General features: G+C 66.1%; 15 protein-coding genes. 4 read left to right on the forward strand and 11 right to left on the reverse strand.

The window, feature by feature from the left end:
- From ACI3K3_RS21495 to ACI3K3_RS21515, 5 genes are all read right to left on the reverse strand, one after another.
- Nucleotides 1–639 (reverse strand): alpha-L-fucosidase (locus ACI3K3_RS21495; protein ID WP_404917440.1); only part of this gene is annotated, 639 nt, incomplete at its 3' end.
- Entirely contained in the window at nucleotides 636–1,448 is an 813-nt protein-coding gene (locus ACI3K3_RS21500; protein ID WP_404917442.1) for an SGNH/GDSL hydrolase family protein, read from the reverse strand. The genes ACI3K3_RS21495 and ACI3K3_RS21500, both read right to left, overlap by 4 nt.
- Nucleotides 1,445–2,239 (reverse strand): GDSL-type esterase/lipase family protein, encoded by a 795-nt coding sequence (locus ACI3K3_RS21505; protein ID WP_404917444.1) that lies wholly within the window; start codon nucleotides 2,237–2,239, stop codon nucleotides 1,445–1,447. Before ACI3K3_RS21505 ends, ACI3K3_RS21500 begins: the two co-directional genes overlap by 4 nt.
- A complete protein-coding gene (locus ACI3K3_RS21510; RefSeq protein ID WP_404917446.1) occupies nucleotides 2,236–3,204 on the reverse strand; it encodes an alpha/beta hydrolase in 969 nt (322 codons plus the stop codon). The genes ACI3K3_RS21505 and ACI3K3_RS21510 overlap by 4 nt, the downstream gene beginning before the upstream one ends.
- A 5-nt stretch (nucleotides 3,205–3,209) precedes the next feature.
- On the reverse strand, nucleotides 3,210–3,992 hold the full coding sequence (locus tag ACI3K3_RS21515) for an IclR family transcriptional regulator (RefSeq protein WP_404917448.1): 783 nt from the start codon (nucleotides 3,990–3,992) through the stop codon (nucleotides 3,210–3,212).
- A 251-nt stretch (nucleotides 3,993–4,243) separates the two neighbouring features.
- Between ACI3K3_RS21515 and ACI3K3_RS21520 the strand changes: the two genes are divergently transcribed.
- Nucleotides 4,244–7,057: a TonB-dependent receptor gene (locus ACI3K3_RS21520; RefSeq protein WP_404917450.1), complete on the forward strand. Its 2,814-nt coding sequence runs from the start codon at nucleotides 4,244–4,246 to the stop codon at nucleotides 7,055–7,057.
- Between the two features lie 89 nt (nucleotides 7,058–7,146).
- Nucleotides 7,147–7,488 (forward strand): L-rhamnose mutarotase, encoded by a 342-nt coding sequence (locus ACI3K3_RS21525; protein ID WP_404917452.1) that lies wholly within the window; start codon nucleotides 7,147–7,149, stop codon nucleotides 7,486–7,488.
- A 6-nt stretch (nucleotides 7,489–7,494) separates the two neighbouring features.
- Here ACI3K3_RS21525 and ACI3K3_RS21530 read toward each other — a convergent pair whose 3' ends face one another.
- The 4 genes from ACI3K3_RS21530 to ACI3K3_RS21545 form a co-directional block, all read right to left on the reverse strand.
- Nucleotides 7,495–8,256, reverse strand: a complete 762-nt coding sequence (locus ACI3K3_RS21530) for a ThuA domain-containing protein (RefSeq protein WP_404917454.1) — start codon at nucleotides 8,254–8,256, stop codon at nucleotides 7,495–7,497.
- A complete protein-coding gene (locus ACI3K3_RS21535) occupies nucleotides 8,256–11,312 on the reverse strand; it encodes a glycosyl hydrolase family 28-related protein (RefSeq protein ID WP_404917456.1) in 3,057 nt (1,018 codons plus the stop codon). The genes ACI3K3_RS21530 and ACI3K3_RS21535 overlap by 1 nt, the downstream gene beginning before the upstream one ends.
- Before the next feature lie 197 nt (nucleotides 11,313–11,509).
- The gene (locus ACI3K3_RS21540; RefSeq protein ID WP_404917458.1) at nucleotides 11,510–14,503 is read right to left on the reverse strand and encodes a TonB-dependent receptor domain-containing protein; all 2,994 of its coding nucleotides are present in this window, start codon (nucleotides 14,501–14,503) and stop codon (nucleotides 11,510–11,512) included.
- 104 nt (nucleotides 14,504–14,607) lie between these two features.
- Nucleotides 14,608–17,652, reverse strand: a complete 3,045-nt coding sequence (locus ACI3K3_RS21545; RefSeq protein WP_404917460.1) for a glycosyl hydrolase family 28-related protein — start codon at nucleotides 17,650–17,652, stop codon at nucleotides 14,608–14,610.
- 216 nt (nucleotides 17,653–17,868) lie between these two features.
- On the opposite strand from ACI3K3_RS21545, the gene ACI3K3_RS21550 reads away from it, so the two are divergent.
- On the forward strand, nucleotides 17,869–18,354 hold the full coding sequence (locus ACI3K3_RS21550; RefSeq protein WP_404917479.1) for a gluconokinase: 486 nt from the start codon (nucleotides 17,869–17,871) through the stop codon (nucleotides 18,352–18,354).
- 33 nt (nucleotides 18,355–18,387) lie between these two features.
- Here the strand turns inward: ACI3K3_RS21550 and ACI3K3_RS21555 are convergent, their stop codons facing one another.
- Entirely contained in the window at nucleotides 18,388–19,065 is a 678-nt protein-coding gene (locus ACI3K3_RS21555; protein ID WP_404917462.1) for a FadR/GntR family transcriptional regulator, read from the reverse strand.
- A 302-nt stretch (nucleotides 19,066–19,367) separates the two neighbouring features.
- Nucleotides 19,368–20,714, reverse strand: a complete 1,347-nt coding sequence (locus tag ACI3K3_RS21560; RefSeq protein ID WP_404917464.1) for a gluconate:H+ symporter — start codon at nucleotides 20,712–20,714, stop codon at nucleotides 19,368–19,370.
- A gap of 385 nt (nucleotides 20,715–21,099) precedes the next feature.
- On the opposite strand from ACI3K3_RS21560, the gene ACI3K3_RS21565 reads away from it, so the two are divergent.
- Nucleotides 21,100–21,366 (forward strand): helix-turn-helix transcriptional regulator, encoded by a 267-nt coding sequence (locus tag ACI3K3_RS21565; RefSeq protein ID WP_404917466.1) that lies wholly within the window; start codon nucleotides 21,100–21,102, stop codon nucleotides 21,364–21,366.
- Nucleotides 21,367–21,385: the final 19 nt, after the last annotated feature.

The raw sequence follows: 21,385 nt of genomic DNA on the forward strand, positions 1-21,385 counted from the left end.
GCGCAGGCCGAAGGCGTCGTAGCGGCGGCCTTTTTCCGGCCCGGTGGGGTCATAGCCATAGGCCGTCTGGTACCAGTGCCAGGCGTGGGCGGCATGGTTGGAAACGCCGAAGCGCAGGCCGGCCTTTCGTGCGGCCTTCTCCCAGATGCCGACCACGTCCTTGCCGGGGCCGACGCGCAGGCTGTTCCAGGCGTGGTAGCGGCTGTCGTAGCAGTCCAGATTGTCATGATGGCAGGCGAGGGCGACGAAATACTTGGCGCCGGCCTTCTGGTAGCGCGCGATCAGCGCGTCCGGATCCCAGCGCTCGCCCTTCCAGCGGTTCTGGATGTCCTTCATGCCTTCGACCGAGGGATGGCCGTAGGTCTTCAGGTGATGCTCGTACATGGGGTGGCCCTGCATGTACATGAAGCGGCCGTACCAGTCCCCCTGCGCGGGCACCGACTGCGGCCCCCAGTGCGACCAGAGGCCCAGCTTGGCGTCGCGGAACCAGTCCGGATAGCGGTAGTTCGCCACCAGCGAGGGCCAGTTGGCCTGGACCGGACCGGGCGCGCTTCCCATGGCGCTGGCAGCGCGGGCCGTGCGGGCGAGGCCCAGCGCGGCGGCGCCCGCCAGGAAGGAGCGGCGCTTGAAATCGATCATCGTTTTGCTCCCAGGGTTCCGGTTACGGCGGCGAGGGCCAGCGGACGCATCACGGCATAGCCCTCAGGCGTGGGGTGGACGCCGTCGCTGGCGAGGCCCGGCTTCATCCCGCCGTCGGCCAGGGCCATGGCGGCATGATAGTCCACGAAGGCGAAGCGGTTCGCGCGGGCGTAAGCCGCCAGACGCGCGTTCATCTCGGCGATCTGCGGCACGGGGCGCTTGTCGGGGCTCCAGGGAAATGCGGCGGCGGGTGGGATCGAGGCGATGATCACCTTGATCCCATGCGCGCGGGCCAGTTCCGCCATGCTCTGGATATTGCCGAAGACGGTGTCCATCGTTGCCGCGCCGGTATTGCCCGCGATGTCGTTGGTGCCGGCCATGATGTGGACCGCCTGCGGCTTCAGCGCGATCACGTCCTGACGGAAGCGGACCAGCATCTGCGCGGTCGTCTGCCCGCTGATGCCGCGATCGACCAGCCCCTCGGTGAAGAGCTGGGGATCGGCATTGATCCAGTTGTCGGTGATGGAATCGCCCATGAAGACGACCCTGACCTTCTGCGCCGCGATCGCCCGGTTCGCCTCGGCATAGCGGCAGAGCTGGCCGAAATCGCGCGTGAGCATATGCAGGTTCCACGTAACCCAGCCCGCCTGGTCCGTGGGCGCGGGATGGGCGGGGCACGGGTCGGCGACGATGCCTACCGGGTCTGCGGCATGCGGATCGCCGGGCACTTGCGTTTCCGCAAGGGCCGGACTTGCGAAGCCGAGCATGATCGCAGGAGCCAATCCGGCCAGTCGAAAATGAAATGTCATGGTCTGTCCCCCAGAGCCTGTTCTATGGCGCGCTGCACCACCGGCGCCATCACGGCATAGCCGCCGTCCAGCGGATGCACCCCGTCATCGGTAAAGCGTGCCGCCATCAGGCCGCGCGCATCGACCAGCGGGCGATGATAGTCCGCAAAGGCATAGCCGCGTTGCGCGCAGAAGGCGCGAAGCCAGGCGTTCAGGGCGCGGATCCGGTTGGGCGCGCGCTCCTTCACGACGTCCTTGGCGGCCGGCGTGTAGTCGTTGACCGGCAGGAGCGCGCCGAACACCACCTTGATGCCGTGGGCATCGGCAAGATCGGCCATGGTCTCCCAGTTCGCCTCGATCTGCTCCGGCGTTTCTTGCTGGAGGAAGCCCTGAATGTCGTTGATCCCGGCCAGGATGACCACGGCGGACGGCTTCAGCGCGATCACGTCCTGGTGGAAGCGCAGGATCATCTGCGACGTGACCTGGCTGCCGATGCCGCGATTGACGTAGTCCCGGCCGGGGAAGGCGGCGGTCAGGTTCCAGCGGTCGGTGATCGAATCGCCCAGGAATACCACGCGCCGTTCTCCGGCTTTCGGGGCGGGAAGGGCGGCGTTCGCCGGGGCGTAGAGATAGCGCTCGCCGAAGTCCTGCATCAGGCTGGGCACCAGCTTGGCGCGGAACGGCCCCAGCCATTCGCCCCAGTCCTTCTCCACAACGGTGCGGCGCTCGGGCGAGCTTTGATACTGCTGCGCGGCGACCGGCGCGGCGCATAGCGCCGCGCAAACCGAGAGCAGCGCGACCCCGCGCCTCATGCCGAGGGAACGCCGTGCGTCTGCGCGAACGTGGCGAAGAGAGCGGGCCAGGCGGCGGCCTGCATCGTCGCGGGCAGGCGAACGCCGAAGCCATGACCGCCGTTCTCGAACACATGCAGCGCCGAAGGACGGCCTGCTTCCTGCAAGGCCTGGAACAGGGCGATACTGTTGGCCGGCGGCACCAGACCGTCGTCGGCGGCGTGGGCCAGGAAGGTGGGGCACGTCGCGCCGTCCACCCGCGCTTCCACCGAGCGCAGCGTCTGCTGAGCGGGCGTCGATCCCGGCCCCAGCAGATTGTCGCGCGATCCCACATGCGTGAACGGTGCCACGAGGCTGACGACCGGGTAGAGCAGACCCGCGACTTGCGGTGTGGCGCTCTGGCGGTCGGCCTCGTCGACGGGGCGGTACACTTGCTCGGAGTGACGGGTGGCCAGCGACCCGGCCAGATGTCCTCCCGCGGAGAAGCCCAGTACGCCCACTTTCGCGGGATCGATCCCGAACCGCGCGGCCCCCGCGCGGATCAGGCGCATGGCGCGCTGGGCATCCTGCAAGGGCACGTCCTCGCGCCGGGTCCAGCCTTCGCCGGGAAGGCGGTAGAGCAGGATGAAGACGGTGACGCCCCGCGCATTGAGCCATGCGGCCTGGCTGGTTCCCTCGTTGTCGTAGGACAGGAAACCGTAGCCGCCACCCGGCACCACCAGCATGGCGCTGCCGTTGGGACGCGTCGGGCGCTTCACCACCATGACCGGCCGGTCGATGCCGGTGATCCAGCGATCGGGGTGGGCGGCGTCCTTCGATTGGTCGGCGATCTTGCGCCGGATCTGCGCGGCCGTGGAACCGGGAGCCGAGGCCGGCCAAAGCGGAACCACTTCGTCCGCAGCGCCCGTCTGCGCGCGCGCGATGCGGGGCAAGGCGGCCAAGGCAGCGACGGCGGCCAAAGTGGTGCGGCGGGTCATCCGGGTCACGGTATCTACTCCTGGATTTCGGGGGAAACCCCCTGTCGGATCGGAGACATGGCCGCGCCGATCGTGGCGGCCGCCTGGCGCACGCTCAGGCTGCAGGCCTCGATGGTGGTCTTGCTGGCCGGTCCCGCGACGAACGGCACGGTGAGGGCGGCGCGGGCCGTTCCGCCCAGCAGGATCGGCGCCGACAGGTCGGTGATGCCGGTCAGCATCGGGCTGGGTTCGCTGGCCCCGCCCGCTTCCGCCACCTTGTCCAGCCGCGCAAGCAGGGCGGCTTCGTCAAGATCGTCCCCGCTGGCCCGGCGGATGTCCGCGATCATGGCGGCGCGCGCCTCGGGAGACTGGAACGCGAGGAGGATGCGGCCGGAATTCGAGAGGTGCAGCGGCCGGCGATAGCCTACCCTGACGGCAAATCCGGACAAACCCGGCGCCTCTATGGCGATGATCACGATCATCTCGGCGCCGGAGGCCACGCCCAGATGGCAGCTCTGGCCCAGGTTCCGCGCGAGTTCCTGCATGACCGGAAGCGCGGTGGAGGCAAGGTCGCGGATCGGCGGCTGGCTCATGCCCAGGGTGAAGAGGCGGTTGGTCAGCCGATATCCGTCTTCCGCGCGCGCGATGTAGCCGTGCTCTTCCAGCACCTGGAGCATGCGGAAAATCTCGCTGACCGAACGGCCCAGCGCCGCCGAGATGTCGGACATGATAAGCGGTTCGCTGGATCCGGCCAGGAGTTCGAGGATTTCCAGTCCCTTCTTCAGGGCGGGCGCCTGGTAGCGCGTCTTGCCGTCCATCGATCCTCTCCCGTTCCTGCACCGATCCTCTTTTGCCGACCGCGCTCGGATTTGCCATGCCCATCGATCACAATCCACATATGAAATCAATTTTTATATTTCATAATGTTTCGATTAAGCGTAATGAGTCGCTCGTCTTCGCTCCGGGCAATGCGAGAAACGGCTGGCTCAAAGCCGGATCGCGTGCTCGGCCGAAAGGCGAGGCTTTTTGAGGATGTGCTCCGCGAAGGAGCCAGGGAGAGGGGAAGTCCATGAGGACGATTGTTCAGGCATCGCGCCGTGCGCGTCTGCTTACGGGAATATCGGTGGCCACTGTCGCGCTCGGCACGATCGCGCCCGCCAGCGCGCAGGAAACCGCGACGGAGCAGAGCGCGGAAACTGCCGCGCCGCAGGACGGGCAGGGCAACGATATCGTCGTCACCGGCGTGCGTGCCAGCCTCAGCAGCGCGCAGTCGATCAAGCGCAATTCCGACGTCATCGTCGATTCCATCGTGGCCGAGGACATCGGCAAGCTGCCCGATCGCAACGTGGCCGAGGCGCTGCAGCGCATCACCGGCATCCAAATCCAGCGCAGCTTCGGTGAAGGCAGCTCGGTCTCGATTCGCGGCCTCAGCCAGGTCCGCACCGAAGTGAACGGCCGCGACGTGTTCACCGCCAACGGTGGCCGCACGCTGAGCCTGGAAGACGTGCCTTCCGAATTGCTTGCGGGCGTGGACGTCTACAAGAACCCGGCGGCCGACCAGATCGAGGGCGGCATCGGCGGCCTGATCAACCTGCGCACGCGCAAGCCCTTCGACTTCGACGGCTTCAAGGCCTCCGCCAGCGCCAGCATCAACTACTATGACCTCTACGGGAAGTCGACGCCGCAGGCGAACCTGCTGCTGTCCGACCGCTGGGACACCGGCATCGGCGAGATCGGCGTCATGGTCGACGTCGCCTACCAGAAGACCGCGTTCCGCCAGGACCAGATCTCCAGCCAGCCTTTCTACGAACTGGACCAGACGCTTGGCGCCAACGGCGTTCCGAACGACGCGGCCGACTATGCCGTGGCTTCGGGCCTCGGCCGCCTTGGCCAAGACACCTATCTGCCGCACGGCGTGGGCATAGGCCAGTACCTGGGCGACCGCCGCCGCATCGGCATCGACGCGGCCATCCAGTGGAAGCCCACCGAAACGCTGCTGTTCACCGGCGAATACGTGCGTTCGGACTACAAGTTCCAGTACGGCGACTACAGCTTCTTCGCCTATACCGGCGACAATCCGATCACGCCGGACTACACCCAGCCCTTCTCGTTCGACGACGACGGCAATTTCCGCAGCGGCACTTTCGCCAACGTGCCGATCGATTCCAACACCAGCCTTGAGCGCCGCAAGTCGGTCACCAACGACTTCTCGCTCAACGTGAAGTGGAATCCTACCAATAACCTGTCGGTTAACGGTGACTTCCAGTACATTCGCGGGACCACCGACGGCCAGCGGTCGATCGTCATCCTGCATTCGAACGCCGAGCGGCTCTACCAGGTGGTGGGCAGCGGCGTACCGACGATGGATATCCTACCGGACAACAATCCCGCCAACGGCAACGGCTCGGTTACCGACGTGGCGAACTATGCACCGCTGGGCGGCGGCTATCTCGACCACATCGACCATTCGGTGGGCAAGCAATATTCCGGGCGCCTGGACGCGGAATACAAGTTCGACGGTGGCTTCCTGCGCTCGATCTCCGCAGGCCTGCGCTATACCGACCGTTCCGCCGTCACCGATTCCAGCACTTACGCCTATTACGGCCTGAGCGCGCTGGCGGACAATCTCTACGAAGTCCACCCGTTCCGGGGCGATCTCTATCGCGGCTATCAGGGCGTGCCCGATGGCGGCGTGTTCTTCAATCGCGGGATCGTGCTGGACTATGACGCCACCCGTCAGGCGTTGGCGCCTTATGCCGGAAGCCAGAGCCAGGCCCTGCTCGACGGCGTGAGCTACGTTCCCAGCGATCGTAACACCCAGGGTGAAAAGACCTACACCGCCTACGGTCTTGCCAAGTTCAACTTCGAGGATGCCGGCTTCCCGCTTGACGGCAACATCGGTGTCCGCGTCGTCAAGACCAAGGTTTCCACCGACGGCTTCATCGTCCAGACCCCGCAGGTGATCATCGACGGGCAGCCGGGGAACGGGCCGATCTCATACGTCGCGCTGGGCGTGAACTCCAACTACACCAAGGCGCTGCCCAGCCTGAACTTGCGCTACCACTTCAACGACAAGCTGCAGCTTCGCCTCGCCGCCTCGAAGGGGCTGACCCGTCCCGACTTCTCGCAGCTCAATCCGAACATCAACATCGTCGAGTTCAATTCCGGCAGCGGCCTGCGCACGGCTTCGAGCGGCAATCCGTACCTCAAGCCGCTGGAAGCGAAGCAGTTCGACGCCTCGCTGGAATGGTATTTCTCACAGACGGGTTCGCTCTACGGCGCGGCCTTCTACAAGAAGGTGGACGGCTTCATCGCCAACATCACCAGCACCGAGACTTACGACTTCGGCAACGGCCCCTTCAACGTCGACGTCACCCGCCCGCTGAATGGCGACAACGGCAAGATCAAGGGCTTCGAAATCGGCGGCAACACCTTCTTCGACTTCCTGCCCGGCGCTCTGTCAGGCTTCGGCGTCCAGGCGAACTTCACCTATGTCGACAGCAAGGCGCCCAGCCCCGATGCGGCCGACAACGAAGGCAACCAGCTTTCGGTGCCGCTCGAGCTGCTGTCCAAGTACAGCTACAACCTGATCGGCTTCTATGACAGGGGACCGCTTTCTGCGCGCGTCGCCTACAACTGGCGCAGCAAGTACGTCGTGACCACGCGCGGGAATGGTAGCGGTAACCTGCCGATCTTCAACGATGCGCGCGGACAGCTGGACGCGTCGATCACCTATACGTTCACGCCGAACTTCGCCCTGACCCTCGATGGCGTGAACCTGACCAACACGGAGAACCGCACGTATTACGGCATCGCCAGCAGGCCGCAGTCCAACGTGCTCAACGATCGGCGCATCAGCCTCACGGCACGCCTGACGTACTGATCCGCCTTGCGGCGATCAGCCTGTTCGCTACTGGTCGGGGGATTCCCGGCCAGTAGCTTTTTGGCGCCGGAACCGGAATGGGAGACGTGATGCGGCAGGTTCTGTTCCTGGACCTTGTGGACGAGGCCGAAGCCATTGCCCGCTACGAGGCATGGCACGCGCCGGGCGCGGTTCCGGCGGCTGTCGTCGAAAGCATCCGCGCCGCGGGAATTCGCGACATGGAGATTCATCGGACCGGCAACCGGCTGGTCATGATCATGGAAACCGGGCCCGACTTCGATCCGGCCCGGAAAGCGGCGGCCGACGCGGCCGATCCGCAGGTGCAGGCATGGGAAAGCCTGATGGATCAGTTCCAGCTCCCGCTGCCTTGGTCTTCGGGAAGCAAGTGGACGCCGGCGTCTCGGATATTTTCCCTTCAGGACCAACCCTGACGAGTCTCAGCGCTGCTGGCCGAGGCCGGTGGCTGCCCAGTAGATGCCGCCCATCAGGTGGGCGAGGTACTGCGGGTCGCGATAGGCCTCGCCGCTGTGGCCCAGCGTGGTGACGAAGACCCGGCCTTTCTCGTACTGGTGCTGCCAGGCGACCGGATGGTCCCCCATCGGCCTCGCGACTTGTCCCGGCCAGATTCGGGTGGGATCGTAGCTGCTCTCGTCGACGCGAAGCACGGTTTCGATCTTCACGTTGTGCGGGTTGGCGGTGACGTAGAACTCGTCGCTCCAGATCCAGCGCCGGGGTAGGCCGAAAGTCGCCGGGAAGCCGGGGTCGGTCACGGTGACGACGCCGGTCTGCAACATCGGATGAATGACGAAGCTGCGGCCGACCAGCTTTTCGTACCAGGGCCAGGCGTCCGGCTTCGCGATCAGGGCGCGGTGGACGACGATCGCATTCCCGCCCCCGCGCATGTAGCTCTCGAAGTTCTGTCGCTGCGCCGGGTTCAGTTCCTCGCCCGGCGTGTTGAGGAACATGACGGCGGCATAGCGCGTCAGGTCGCCTTCGAATGTGGTTGGATCATTTGTGTAGGTAAGCTCGAAGTCGTGGAGCCGGGCGAGGTGTTCCAGGCTGTCGCGCGCTATCGGAATGTACTCGTAGTGGTACTTGTTCGGGATGGCGAGGACCAGCAGCCGGTACTGCGGATCGGCCCATGCGCTCGCCGGAAAGGCCAGCGCGATGAGCACCAACAGCGCGCGGATCACCCGCATCACCGGTTTATCCGCGCGGCGTAGAGCGCATGGTGGGTCAGGATGTAGAGCGTGCTGCGATTCTCACCGCCGAACACCAGTTGCAGCGGCCGTTCGGGCACGTCGATCCGCCCGATCTCCCGGCCTTCGGGGGAATAGACGAAGACCTGCCCGTTAGCGACATAGACGCGGCCGCTGGCATCGCTGGCGACACCTTCGCCGCCACGTTCGGCAAAAGGCTTGAGGCCGGTAACGCTGCCTTTCGCGCCCACGATGCCGCTATATGTGCGGTTCTCCGAGGCGTTGGTCAGGAACACGCGTTCGCCGGGCTTGCCCTGGACGAAGCCGTAAGTGTCGAGCGAGTCCGAGAAGCGCAGGCCGCGATGGTCGGACGGGCCCTGCGCGAAAACGCGCCAGGCGGGCAGGACCACACTGCCGTCCGGCGAGGCATATTCCTGTGCTTGCGGCTTTGCCATGTTGCGGGTGAACAGCTCGGCGAGGGTGGTGAACTGGTAAGTCTTCGGATCGATCTGATCCTTGAACTCGCCGTTGATCCACCAGTTCACCGGCAGCACCGTCGCCGCGCCGCTGGTGCTTTGGGCCGGGCGCGGTGCGATCACGGTCAGTTCGGTATCGGGCGTTCCGGGCTTCAGGCTGTAGACGGTGCCGTTGCGGCCGAACGAGGACAGGACCAGCAGGTTGCCGGACCGGTCCACCGTTAGGTTCACCGGATCGAGCGTGGCGTCCCGCACGATCTCCAGCTTGCCCTGGTCCGACCAGCTCCAGATGCGCTGGAAATGCCGGTCGATGAAATAGAGCTTGCCCGCCGCATCCACCGCGCCGCCGCCGATAGAGTGGAAACCGTCCGCCAGCTTTTCGACCTGTGCGCCTTCGAAGCTGGCCGGAACGGCGGGGGCGGGCGAAGCAGTAACGTCCAGCACCGCGAACTCGCGTTCGCGCACGTCGAGGCCGTGCGTCACATCGCGCAGGGCGTTTTCGTAGGGGAACTTGGTCAGGCGCAGGAACGTGGCGCAGCCGTTTTCGTCGCAGGTGCCGAGCCCGCTTTCGGCGTTCACATGGACGTTGCGGAAGCGGATATCGTGCGAATTGTAGAGCGTGACGGCGGCGGGCGCGGCCTTGCGGGTGCGGGTGACGCGATAGGCGTGGAGGTTGGCGACCAGGATATTGCTGGAATCGCGGATCTCCAGCGCGACCGCATCGCCGCTCTCGCCGGCTTCGCCCTCGGTCTGCGGGGCGAGCAGTTCCCAGTTGGATACGCGGTTCAGGCCGATCTCGGTGCGGACGTGGTGCTCCACAGAGGCCTGGATGATCCGGCCGGGGGTCTTGGTGTCGGAGATCAGGATCCCGGGATGGCCGAAGGTGCTGGGGCTCCAGACATTGGCGAACGTGCCGCCGCCGCCCTGCGTGACCCAGAGGCTGGCGTATTGCCCCTCCCAGCGCCGCGATGCGTCAGGATCGGCGGTGGCGTTGTTGTTGTACGGATCGGTGCGGGTGCCGTCGAATCGGTTGGTGCCGTGACCGCCCTGGAACTTGACGTCGTTCACCATCGAGCGGGCACCTGCCTTCCACAGCAGGGCCGTCGCGCGCGGATTGTTGCCACTGGTGTCGAGCCCGATCCCGGCGACGATCGCATCCCCGCCCGCCGCGCTTTCGACCAGCGCCTTGGGCGCGCCGATCCCCGCGTAACCCGCCGACCCGTCCGGCAGGACGATCTGCGTCCGGCTGGGGTGGAGGCCGATCAGCACGGAGTCCGGGCGCAACCGCAGGGTGTCGCTCACCTTGTAGAAGCCGGAGGGGAGATAGACCACGCGGTGCGTGTCGATCGCCTTCTGGAGCGCGGCGGTATCGTCGGTCAGGTTGTCTCCCTTCGCGCCGAGCGTGCGGGCGCTCACCCATTCGGAAACCGGCGGCAATGCGCGGATCACCGAGGCGGAAGAAGCGGGCAGGGCGGAGAGCGACGCGGCATCGACTTGCGTGCGGTACTCACCCATCTTGCCGAACGCCGGCAGCGTCAACCCGTGGGTGAAGGAGGCGACCTTGTAGCTCTCGCCCTTGCCGGGCACCGTCTTGCCGCTATCGCGAAAGCGGGCGAAAACCGGGGTGCGCGTGGCCAGTGCATTCTGGAAGCCGACCTGGGTATAGACGTTGTTCTCGTTGGAAACGATCACGCCGGCTTTCGAGACGTTCTCGAAGCGCACGTCCTGGCCCCAGAGCCAGTCGCCATAACCCTTGTCGATCTCGATACCGACGGGCGTGTCGCGGATCGAGACGTTGAGCAGCGTCAGCCCGGCTTCATGCTCGCGAATGGCGGCGTCGCGCTGGCCTTCGAAAGTGGAATCCACCAAGGCGAAGGGCCAGGCGGGGGAAGGCTTTTCCGCCAGGATGCCGTAGCGGCCGCCACGGAAGTGCAGGTCTTCGGCCTCGTTGGCGACGTGGTAGAGCCCGGCAAGGCCGGAGCCGATGTCGAAATCGACATGGCTGACGAAGCTGTGCTGGGCCGAGTGGAAGCGTATCGCGGTGGCGGCGGGGTTGCCGTCCAGGATGCGGAAGTCGATGTTGCCGAGCGCCGAGTAGAACGTGCCGGGATTGGCGTCTGCCACATCCTTGTTGAACGGCACGGAGCCGGGCGGCGGGAAGGCCACTTCGCGCTTGTCCTTGGGATCACGTTCCCGCGCCGAGCCTGCGAAGACGAGCATGTGCGCCACGCCGCGCTGGAAGCCCGGGGTCTTGGCGCCGAGCACGATGACCGGGCGCTTCCCGCCCACACCGAAGATGCGCACACCCGGCCAGAGGAACAGCGTGCGGCTGATGCGGTAGGTGCCTTGGGGCAGGAACACGATGCCGCCGCCGACGCCCTTGCCCGCCGGGCCTTGCGCGGCCTTGTCGATCGCCTGCTGGATCGCGGCGGTGTCGTCCGCGCGGCCGTCGCCGATGGCGGAAACGGTGACGGCGGCGGGCTCATCCGGCATGGCGCTGTAGACGGACGGTGATGCGGCGAGCGGCGCAGCGGCCATCAGGGCCAGCAATGCCGTGGAAGCTCCGAGGATCGCACGCATCGGTAGTTATCTCCGTAGTATGGTCGGTAGTGTCGTCGGAATTAACGTCGTCCCGGACTTGATCCGGGACCGCTGGCCAGGAACAGCCCAGCTCAGTCTGATAGCGCTATCACAATGGCGCCGGCCCGCAAGGTGGGCCGTTCACCGCCAGCGGTCCCGGATCAAGTCCGGGACGACGCCAGAGGGCTAACGCAGGGTTAGAAATTGAAGCGAACACCCGCGCGGTAGATCCGCCCCAGGGTGTCGTAGAGCGCCGGGTTCACGTCGAGCCCGGTGTTGGTCTGCGGCGAGGCGGTGGGATCCTTGTCGAACAGGTTGTCGATCTTGCCGTAGAGTTGCAGGTTTTCGTTGAACTTGAAGGTCGCGCCGATGTCCACGTAGAAGGCGCCCTTCATGGTGTTGTAGTCGATCGTCGGATGGTTGCCGGTGGAAACCGGGCAGGAGGTCTGGCAGACGACGTACTGGTTGCCGAAGGTACCGTCGCTGATCCAGCGTTCCTGCACGGTCAGGCTGAAGCGGTCGCTGTCGTAGGTCTGCACCGCCAGCCACTTCCAGTCGGGCGTGGCGCCCGCATTGTTGCCCGCCTGGTCGATCGGATCGACGCCGGCGATACCGGCGCTGACGATGAACTTCTGGATGTGCGTGGCCAGCGCGCGGACGGTGAAGTTGCCCGGCAGGCCCAGCGGCTGCTGCCACTGGTAGCTGGCCTCGATATCGAAGCCGCTGGTCTTCCACGAGGCGAGGTTGAACGGCTGGACGTTGACGAAGTTGGTGCCCTGCGGTCCGTCCAGCTGGAAGCCGCCGCAGAAGGCCTGGTTGCCGTCGAAGCAGAAGCGCACGATCTGGTCGGCCGAAAGGGTGGAAACCACGCCGTCCAGCTTGATGTGGTAGTAATCGAACGAGAGGCTGAGGCCCGGCAGCCAGGAGGGACGCGAGAGGACGATGCCCAGTTCGGTGTTGCGCGCCACTTCCGGCTTCAGGTCGGGGTTGCCGATCGTGTTCTGGAAGATCTGCACTGCCTGGTTGTTGAACGGGTCGTTGAAGTTCGGCACCGTGGTGACGGTGGGGGCGGCGAAGAGTTCGGAGAGGTTCGGCGCGCGCACATCGCGCGAGGTGACCGCGCGCAGGCGGACGCCGTCGAGCGGGGTGTCCCAGGTGCCGCCGACCTTCCAGGTCCAGACCGTGCCCGACGTGCTGTAGTGCGTGGCGCGGGCGGCGCCGTTCAGGTTGGCGCGGCCGAAGTCGTCGCTGTTGAGCAGCGGCAGGTCGACTTCCAGGTAGCCTTCGTAGACCTCGTACTTGCCGCTGCCGTTCTTGTAGTTGCCCGCTGCCCAGTTGCTGCCCAACGTGGAGTTAAGCAGCGGATCGGCCGGGTATTCCGGGCTGTTGGGGCTGATGTCGGACACGCCGGCACCATAGGGATCGGCGTTGACGCGATAGAACTCGCGGCGATACTCGCCGCCGAACGCCACCGAGACCGGGCCCGCCCAGGAATCGAAGGGATTTCCCGAGAAGTTCGCGCTGACGACGTCCTGCTTCAGCTTGGTGTGCTGGAACGGGCCGTTCTCATGCGGCGCGACGTAAGCGAGAGCCGAGGCGGACGGCGCGAAGTTGCCGAAGATGTTGATCGGCTGGCACCCGTTGGCGCGTGCCACCGGATCGGCGCAGACGATGGCGCCGTTGAGGGCGATGGCATTGGTCGCCGCGACGTAGCGGTTCTGCAGCACGATGTCGCGAACGTTGATGTCCGAGATGGTGGTGCCGTGCTGGTAGTAGGCATCGTAGTTCCAGTTTGTGCCGGCCAGCTCGAACGCGCCCTTCAGGCCGCCGACGAAGCGGTATTGCTTGCGGTCGGTATAGACGCGCGGATCGGGGAACGAGGCATTGGCGCTGCCGAACCCGAAACTGGTGATGCCCGCCGTGGCGCAGCGATCGCGTACCAGCTGCGGCAGGAACGGATTGGCGCACTGCACGGTCAGTGAACCCCGGTTGTAGCCGGGGCTGGGCTGGTTGTTCGTCTTCACCTGCGCGACGTTGACGGTCACGTAGGCTTCGTTGTTCTCCGCGAAGTCGTAGCCGATGCGGCCGTAGCCGTTGATGCGTTCGAGCGCGGACTTGAGCGAGGCGCCCGAACCGGGCGCGCCGGACAGATCGCCGCCTTCGCAGAAGCTGTTGCCGCGGAAGCAGTTGCTGACCTGACCGTTGCCCAGCGGCTGTCCGTTCGAGCCGTAGTTGAAGTTGTAGGGGGTGCCGTTGGCGTCGAAGGCGATGCCCTGGAGCGGGCCGTTGTTGATCAGGCCGTAGCGGGCATACTGGTAGGGCTGCGCATAGTCGCGATAGTTGAACTGCGGCAGGCCGTTGTTGGTCTGGCCGGTGTTCATCAGGGTGGTGGCACGATACCAGTCGCGGCTGCCGGCAAGATCGGTGCCGAAATCGCCCGCGCCGACGCCGCCCTCGTGATCGTACTCGCCGCTGACGACAACGTGGAGGCGGTCGTCGAGGAACGACTTGCCCCAGGCTCCCTGGACCAGCACGGTTTCATCGTCGCCATACTTTGTGATGCTGCCGAGGATGTTGCCCTTGAAGCCCTCGAAATGGGTGTCGGTGATGAAGTTGACGACACCGCCGACTGCGTCCGAGCCGTAGGAGGCGGAAGCGCCGCCGGTCACCACGTCCACGCGCTTGACCAGCAGTTGCGGGAACATGGAAATGTCGGGAACGCCGGTCACGTTGGCGCCGACGACGCGTTGCCCGTCGAGCAGGGTCAGCGTACGGATCGGCTGAAGGCCGCGCAGCGAGAAGGAACTGAGGCCTTGCTGCCCGCTCGACGTGCTGAACGTGCCCGTCGAGGCGCCGGTAGAGCCCTGGAGCGAGGGCAACTGGGCGATCGTGGTGAAGATGTTCGGCTGGGCGTTGGCGTTGATCTGCTCCTGGCCGATCACCGTGGTGGGCGTGGGCGCGTTGAAGCCGCTGGTGGTGATGCGCGAGCCGGTGACCACGATTTCCGCCGCCTGGCGGTCGGAAGCAGGCTCTGCCGGGGCCTCTGCGACCGCCGCAGGCTCCGGGGCCTGCTGCGGGGTCTGTTCCTGGGCCTGCGCCTGCTGGGCACCCGCGAGCGAAACGGCCACGAGCGCGACGAGGCTGGCCCCAAGGTTGGCCCCAACGCGCTGGCGGCGAATGATTGTCCTCATTTTCATCGATCCCTTCCCCATTTACTGCGAGCCTCCCCTGGCGGGGAGGCCCTCCCATTCTTGTTCGTTCGTCGTGTCCGCGCGCATCTTTGCCGAGCGATCGGTCATGGATGCGCGGCGTAAAGTGCGTGGTGCGTCAGGATGTACAGCGTGTTGCCGTCCGTCCCGCCGAACAGGATCTGGAGCGGGCGGTCGGGCACATCGATGCGGCGCTGCTCGCGGCCGTCCGGCCCGTAGACATAGACCTGCCCGTTGGCGACGTAGACCCGGCCCTGGCGGTCGACCGCGACGCTCTCTCCGCCGCGTGGGGCGAAGGGCTTGAGATCGCGCAAGGCGCCGCCCTGGCCGATGGCGGCGCTATAGGTCACGTTCTCGGAGCCGTTGGTGACGAAGATCCGCTCGCCGGTACGGCCGGAGATCAGGCCGTTCGCGTTCAGGCTGTTGGACCAGCGCCAGCCGACATGATCGACCGGCCCCTGCTGCCAGACGCGGAACGCCGGAAGCGCCAGGCTGCCGTCGGGCGAGACATATTCCTGGGCCTTGGCCGAGCCGGCGTCCTGCGCGAACAGTTCGGCCAGGGTGGTGAACTGGTAGGTCTTGTGGTCCAGCTGGTCGCGGAATTCACCGTTGATCCACCAGTTGACCGGCACCAACGTGCGCGCCGTGGACTTTCCTCCCACGGGCGTCGGCGCAATCACGGTCACCTGATCCTTGGGACCGGCGGGATCGATCGAATAGACGCCTCCCTTGGCGCCGAGCGACGACAGCACCAGCAAGTGGCCGGATGCATCGACTGCCAGGTTCACCGGATCGAGCGCGTTGTCACGCACCACTTCCAGCCCGCGTTCGCCGGTCCAGCGATGGATGCGCTGGAAGCGGCGGTCGATGAAGTAGAGCGCGCCCTTGGCGTCGGTGGCGGCGCCGGAGATCGACCAGAAGCCGTCGGCCAGTTTCTCGACGGGCCCGGACGATGTCACGGCGGCGGGGGCAGCGGCGTCGGCTTTACCGATATCGAGGCTGGCGAATTCCCGCTCGCGCACGACGCTCTTGCCGGTCACGTTCTCTATCGCGTTGTCGAACGGGTACTTGCTGGCGCGCAGGAAAGTGCCGCAGCCTTCGTCGTCGCAGGTCGCATAGCCGCTCTCGGCATTGACGTGGACGTTGCGGAAGCGGATCTCGCTGGAGTTGAACAGTTTCGCGGCGCTGCGCGCCGGGTGATAGCTGCGCGTCACGCGATAGGCGTGGTAGTTGGCGAACAGCAGATTGCGCGAATTGCGGATCTCCAGCGAGATCGCGTCCGGGCCGTCGCCCACTTCCTGCTCGGTCTGCGGCGCCAGGAACTCCCAGTTCTCCACATTGTCGAGCACGATCTCGTTACGGGCGTGATGCTCTACCGACATCTCGTAGACGTGGCCGGGGGTCTTGGTGTCCGTCACCATGAAGCCGGACTGGGCGAACGTGTTCGGGCTCCACACGTCCGCGAAAGTGCCGCCGCCGCCGTCCGTCACCCAGATGCTGGGATATTGCGCGTCCCAGCGGCCGTCCGCGACGGGATCGCCGCTGCGTGCGGAGAGGGAGCCCAGCGGCTTGCCGTCGGCAGTGGGGGTGCCGCCGCCGCCCATGATCTTCACGTCCTCGACCAGGCTGTTCTCGCCCGAGCGCCAGAGGAGCGCGCTGGCGCGCGGATTGACGCGGCCGGTGAACAGGCCGATGCCGGAGAGTACATTGTCACCCCCGCGCGGGCTTTCGAGGATCGGCAGGATCGCGCCAAGCCCGGCATGGGCGGCATTGCCGTCCGGGATATAGAGCTGCGTCATCGCCGGATGGAGGCCGATCAGCACGCTGTCCGGACGCAGGGTCAGGCGGTTGGTCACCTTGTAGAAGCCCGCCGGGAAATAGACCACGCGGTTCGCGTCTATCGCCCGCTGGATGGCTGCCGTATCGTCGGCGGTACCGTCGCCCACGGCGCCCTGACTGCGCACGTCGACCCATTCCGTCATTGGCGGCAGATCGCGGATCGCACCCTTGCGCGGGGCGGGCAGGGCGGGAAGCCCCTCGATATCCGCCTTCGTCGCATAGGCGCCGTCGCTGCCGAGCGAGGGTACGGCGAGGCCATAGGAAAAGGCCGAAACCTTGTAGGCAGGGCCCTTGCCCGCCACCGTCCGGCCGCTGTCGCGGAAGCGCGCGAAGACGGGCGTGCCGCTGGCGAGCGCGTTCTCGAAGCCAATCTGGGTGAAGACGTTGTTCTCGTTCGAGATGACCACGCCCGCCTTGCTGACGTTCTCGAACCGGACGTCCTTGCCCCAGAGGGAATCGCCGTAGCCGCGATCGACCTCGATCCCCACCGGCGTGTCGCGGATCAGGACGTTGACCATAGTCAGGCCCACCTCGTGCTCGCGAATGGCGGCATCGCGCTGCCCGTCGAAGCTGGAATCGAGCAGGGTGAACTGCCAGGCGGGAGAGGTCTTCTCGGTGACGATGCCATAGCGGCCGCCGTGGAAGTGGACGTTCTCGATGACGTTGCCGGCCTGGTAGACACCGGCGAAGGCCGAACCCAGGCGGAAGTCCATGTGGCTGAGGAAGGCGTGCTGGGCCATGCGGAAACGCACGCCGGCGGCGGCGGGATTGCCTTCGCCGATCTCGATATCGAGATTGCTCATGGCCGAATAGAACGTGCCGGAATTGGCATCGCGCACGATCTTGTCGCGGGGAACCACGGTGGGCACTGGAACGGGCACGTCGCCGACCGCGTATTGGTCTCCCCCGGCGAAGACGATCATCGTCGAGACGCCTTTCTGGAAGCCGGGCGTGCGCGGTGCGAGAACGATGGTGGGGCGTTCCTGGCCGAAGCCGTAGACCCGCACGCCTGGAGGCACGATCAGACTGCGGGTGATGCGGTAGCGACCCGATGGCAGCAGCACCATGCCGTGGCCACCCGAATCGCGTGCCCTGTCGGTCGCGGCGTCGAGTGCGTCCTGGATCGCGGCGGTATCGTCGGTGCGGCCGTCGCCTGCGGCCTTCACGGTGACGGCACGAGGCTCGTTGGGCGCGACGGGGAAGACGGAAGTTCCGGCAGCGTGTGCGCCCGTGTGGGGGACAAGCGCAGTCGCCGCCAGCAGTGCCGTCATCAATGCGCCCCGTCCGATCATTGCCGTCTCCCTGCCGGATTCTCTTTGTCGCCCTTTGCTAATGCGCGGGGTCGGGCTTGGCACTTGCGACAAAGGTCGTAGTTCCCAGCAGACAGTCTGCGCCCGTATAGCTCGGCCATCATCGCGATGGGCCTTGCGCCGTCGCCGGGCTGCAAGGACCCCGATTTGCCAAAATCCTCAGGAAGCGCCGCCGATGTTCCCGGCGCTATCATCGTCATGGGCGTCAGCGGTTGTGGCAAGTCCACGCTGGGTGCTTTGCTGGCCGAAGCGCTCGACTGCGTGTTTCTGGAAGGCGACATGTTCCATTCGCCGGAAGCGGTGGAGAAGATGCGCGCCGGCCAAGCCCTGACCGACGCGGACCGCTGGCCCTGGCTGGACCGGTTGGGCGGTGCTGCCGCCGAAGCCGTCTCGCGGGACGGGCGCGTGGTGGTTGCCTGCTCGGCCCTGCGCCTGACCTACCGCGATCGCCTGCGGGCGGCGATCGGGGATGGAGCGCGGTTCGTGCTGCTGGAGGCGAGCCGGGAAAACCTGTTCGCGCGGCTCGGCAACCGCCCCGGCCACTACATGCCGCCAAGCCTGCTGGACAGCCAGCTCGCCACGCTCGAAGCGCCGATGGCGGGCGAACAGGTGGTGGTATTCGCAAGCGAGGAAGCGCCCGAAATCCTGCGCGACCGGGTGCTGCGGGAACTGCGCCCGGCCTGAGTCGGGCTCTAAGGCCTAGGGGCCGATCGCCGCCTAGGGCATAAGGCGGCGGCGGCCTTCCCACAGGTGCCAGCGCATGGCCAGGGCCGCGCCTTCGGCGTCCTGCGCCCGGATGGCGTCGACGATCACCTCGTGCTCGCGCAGCATAGTGGCGATGACCTCGGGCGGGCGCGAGCGGGAAATATCGACCCCGGCGCGCATGATCTTCTCCACGTCCGACCAGAGCGCGTCGAACGCCACGAGGAAGGCGGGATTGCCGGTTGCGGCGGCAATGCGGCGGTGGAGTTCCATGTCCTCGGCGTGGGCGGGCGCGTTGGACAGCAGTGCCTCGCGCAGCATCTCCATGCCTTCCTCGACATGGGCCATCTCCATCGACGTGCGCCGGGTGGCGGCGAGCCGGCAGGCCTCCGCCTCCAGCACGAAGCGCACTTCGTAGCTGCCCAGCGTCGAGGGAAGCTCGCTCATCGGCATGAAGGCGGCGAGCCGGTCCGAAGGGCGGCTTTTCACGAAGGAGCCGGCGCCGCGCCGCGCCTCGGTGATGCCGTCGGAGGCGAGGCGCACCAGCGCCTCGCGCACGATGGCGCGCGATACGCCGAACATCTCCGCCAGCCGCGCCTCCGAAGGCAGGCGCGCGCCGACCTCCAGTTCCTTCGACTTGATGATCTCGACGATGCCCGCATAGGCATGGTCGGAAAGCCGCGCCTGGTTCATCGCTGGTTCTGCCTGCCCTTCATGCGCCCTCCTTAGTTAGGCCGTAAACTCATAAATGGCACCATCGAGGCGTCCAAAATGGCGAACAGCTCGGGCCGAAGCGACTGCCTGGCGGGCTGGTTGCCCGTCCAAGGTCGCTTTGGTCCGAGATGGAAGCCATTTGGACGTCCTTCGGATTTGACGCAAAATGGCCCATCGCGGCGTCGGCAGGACTTGAAATATCGACATATTCCTGCGCCCTGCCTTCTTGCGCTGAGCCATTTTGCCTCAAACCTCGATGGTGCCATTTATGAGTTTACGGCCTAGATCACGCTGCTCGCCGCAAGCACCAGCAGCAGGCCGACCACCGCGACCACCGTTTCCATGATCGACCAGGTGCGGAACGTGCCGGGCATGTCGGTGCCGAGGTAGCTCTTCACCAGCCAGAAGCCGGGGTCGTTGACGTGGGAGAAGAACAGCGATCCGGCGCCGATGGCCAGCACCATCCATTCGGGCGCAACGCCCGACGAGGCGACGAGGCCTTCCATCACGCCCGCCGTGGTGATGGTGGCGACGGTGGCGGAGCCGGTGGCGAGGCGGATGCAGACCGAAACGCCCCAGGCCAGCAGCAACGGCGAGATCGCCCCTCCGCCCGCCAGCCGCACCAGCATGTCGGAAAGCCCGGCGGTGACCAGCACCTGCTTCAGCGCGCCGCCGGCGCCGATCGCCAGCAGGATGCCGCCGGCGGGAGCCATGGCCTCAAGCCAGATCGAATCCTGGATGCGACGCTCTCCGAGCCGGTGCCCGAACAGGAGCGGCAGGGCGACGAGGTTGGCGAGGAGCAGGGCGACCACCGGATCGCTCACCCAGGTCAGCCACACCAGCGGTGCGGCGATCGCGGGGGGCGCCATCGCCACGGCCTGACCGGCCGCGATCAGCACCACCGGCAGCAGCACGGCCGTCAGGGTGCGGCCGACGGACGGCGGCGCCATGTCGATCGTCTCGGGCGCGAGCAGGGGCGGGCTGAGCTTGACCCCGCGCGCGGTGAAGCGGGCGAGCACCGGCCCGGCGATGATGGCGGTGGGGATGCCCACCAGCAGGCCGTAGGCGAGCGTCAGGCCCAGGTTCGCGCCGAGGGCATTGACCGCCAGCAGCGGCCCCGGATGCGGCGGCACCAGCGCGTGGACCACCGAAAGCCCTGACAGCGCCGGCAGCATCAGGCGCAGCTTTGATTCGTCGTCGTCCATCCCCTTGGGCAGAGCGGCGGCGGCAGAGGCGACGATCGGCAGCAGCAGCACCAGCCCCGTCTCGAAGAACAGCGGCAGGCCGATCAGCAGGGCGGTGAACAGGCTGGCCCAGGGCGCGCCCTTGATGCCGGAAACCCGCAGCGCCGCGCGCGCCAGCCCGGCGGCACCGTTGGACAATTGGAGCATCGCGCCGAGGCCCAGCCCCAGCGCAACCACCAGACCGGTGCCGCCCAGGATCGTGCCCGCGCCCTTTTCGACGGACTTGGCGGTTTCCTCCAGCGGGATTCCGGCCAGAATGCCTACCGTGAAGGCGCCGCAGAGCAGGCCGACGAAGGGATGGAGCCTGCCGCGAACGATCAGCGCGATCGACAAGGCGATGCCGGCGATCGCCGACAGGACGAGCCTGATGTCTTCAGGAGTCACCGGCGGACCGATTCGCTTGATGAAGCCCGGTCCGAGCGGCCAGATCGTTCTGCCGGATCGCTCTGTTTGCCGAACGGCCGCGATCGATGAAATGACGGCGCCATTCCTCGCCTCTCCCTTGTCTTTTCCCGCACCGGCTTTGGCCGGCGGGTTCGTTGGTTGCGTTTTCGCTTTGGTGATCGAAGCGGCCGGGCCGATCAAATCTGTTGGACAGGTTATAGCTCCAAGATCGGTGTATTCTAGATATTTTAGTATGATTGGGAAAATTTTGCTTGAACCTGTCAGACTGATTCCAGTATCACAGGGATCAACGAACTCGGCGCGGCGGGTCTCTTCATCCTTGAGCGGCGCCACAAGAAACGAGTCACCTTAGGGAGAGAAAGAGATGCACCTCGTTGCAGATCTGTGCACGGTTCCCCTCAGCCAGGATGTCGCCGTGTGGGAGGCTCCGGCCGAGCCGCTTCATTTCACGCCCACCCAGCTCAAGGTGCTGCGCTGCGTCCGTTCGGGCCTGCTCAACAAGCAGATCGCCTACGAACTGGGCATGGCGGAGGCCACCGTCAAAGTTCACATGACGGCGCTGATGCGAAAGCTCAACGTGCGCAACCGCACCCAGGTCGCCATCGCGGCCGGACGCTTGGCAAGAGCCTGATCTTTCCGAAGGAACCGAC

Source organism: Novosphingobium sp. ZW T3_23 (genome assembly GCF_044987305.1).
In the GTDB taxonomy this organism is placed as follows: domain Bacteria; phylum Pseudomonadota; class Alphaproteobacteria; order Sphingomonadales; family Sphingomonadaceae; genus Novosphingobium.

Coding starts and splice junctions, on each gene's coding strand:
- ACI3K3_RS21500 (WP_404917442.1), bottom strand. CDS start 1,448: ATGACATTTCATTTTCGACTGGCCGGATTGGCTCCTGCGATCATGCTC.
- ACI3K3_RS21505 (WP_404917444.1), bottom strand. CDS start 2,239: ATGAGGCGCGGGGTCGCGCTGCTCTCGGTTTGCGCGGCGCTATGCGCC.
- ACI3K3_RS21515 (WP_404917448.1), bottom strand. CDS start 3,992: ATGGACGGCAAGACGCGCTACCAGGCGCCCGCCCTGAAGAAGGGACTG.
- ACI3K3_RS21520 (WP_404917450.1), top strand. CDS start 4,244: ATGAGGACGATTGTTCAGGCATCGCGCCGTGCGCGTCTGCTTACGGGA.
- ACI3K3_RS21525 (WP_404917452.1), top strand. CDS start 7,147: ATGCGGCAGGTTCTGTTCCTGGACCTTGTGGACGAGGCCGAAGCCATT.
- ACI3K3_RS21530 (WP_404917454.1), bottom strand. CDS start 8,256: ATGCGGGTGATCCGCGCGCTGTTGGTGCTCATCGCGCTGGCCTTTCCG.
- ACI3K3_RS21535 (WP_404917456.1), bottom strand. CDS start 11,312: ATGCGTGCGATCCTCGGAGCTTCCACGGCATTGCTGGCCCTGATGGCC.
- ACI3K3_RS21540 (WP_404917458.1), bottom strand. CDS start 14,503: ATGAGGACAATCATTCGCCGCCAGCGCGTTGGGGCCAACCTTGGGGCC.
- ACI3K3_RS21545 (WP_404917460.1), bottom strand. CDS start 17,652: ATGATCGGACGGGGCGCATTGATGACGGCACTGCTGGCGGCGACTGCG.
- ACI3K3_RS21550 (WP_404917479.1), top strand. CDS start 17,869: ATGGGCGTCAGCGGTTGTGGCAAGTCCACGCTGGGTGCTTTGCTGGCC.
- ACI3K3_RS21555 (WP_404917462.1), bottom strand. CDS start 19,065: ATGAACCAGGCGCGGCTTTCCGACCATGCCTATGCGGGCATCGTCGAG.
- ACI3K3_RS21565 (WP_404917466.1), top strand. CDS start 21,100: ATGCACCTCGTTGCAGATCTGTGCACGGTTCCCCTCAGCCAGGATGTC.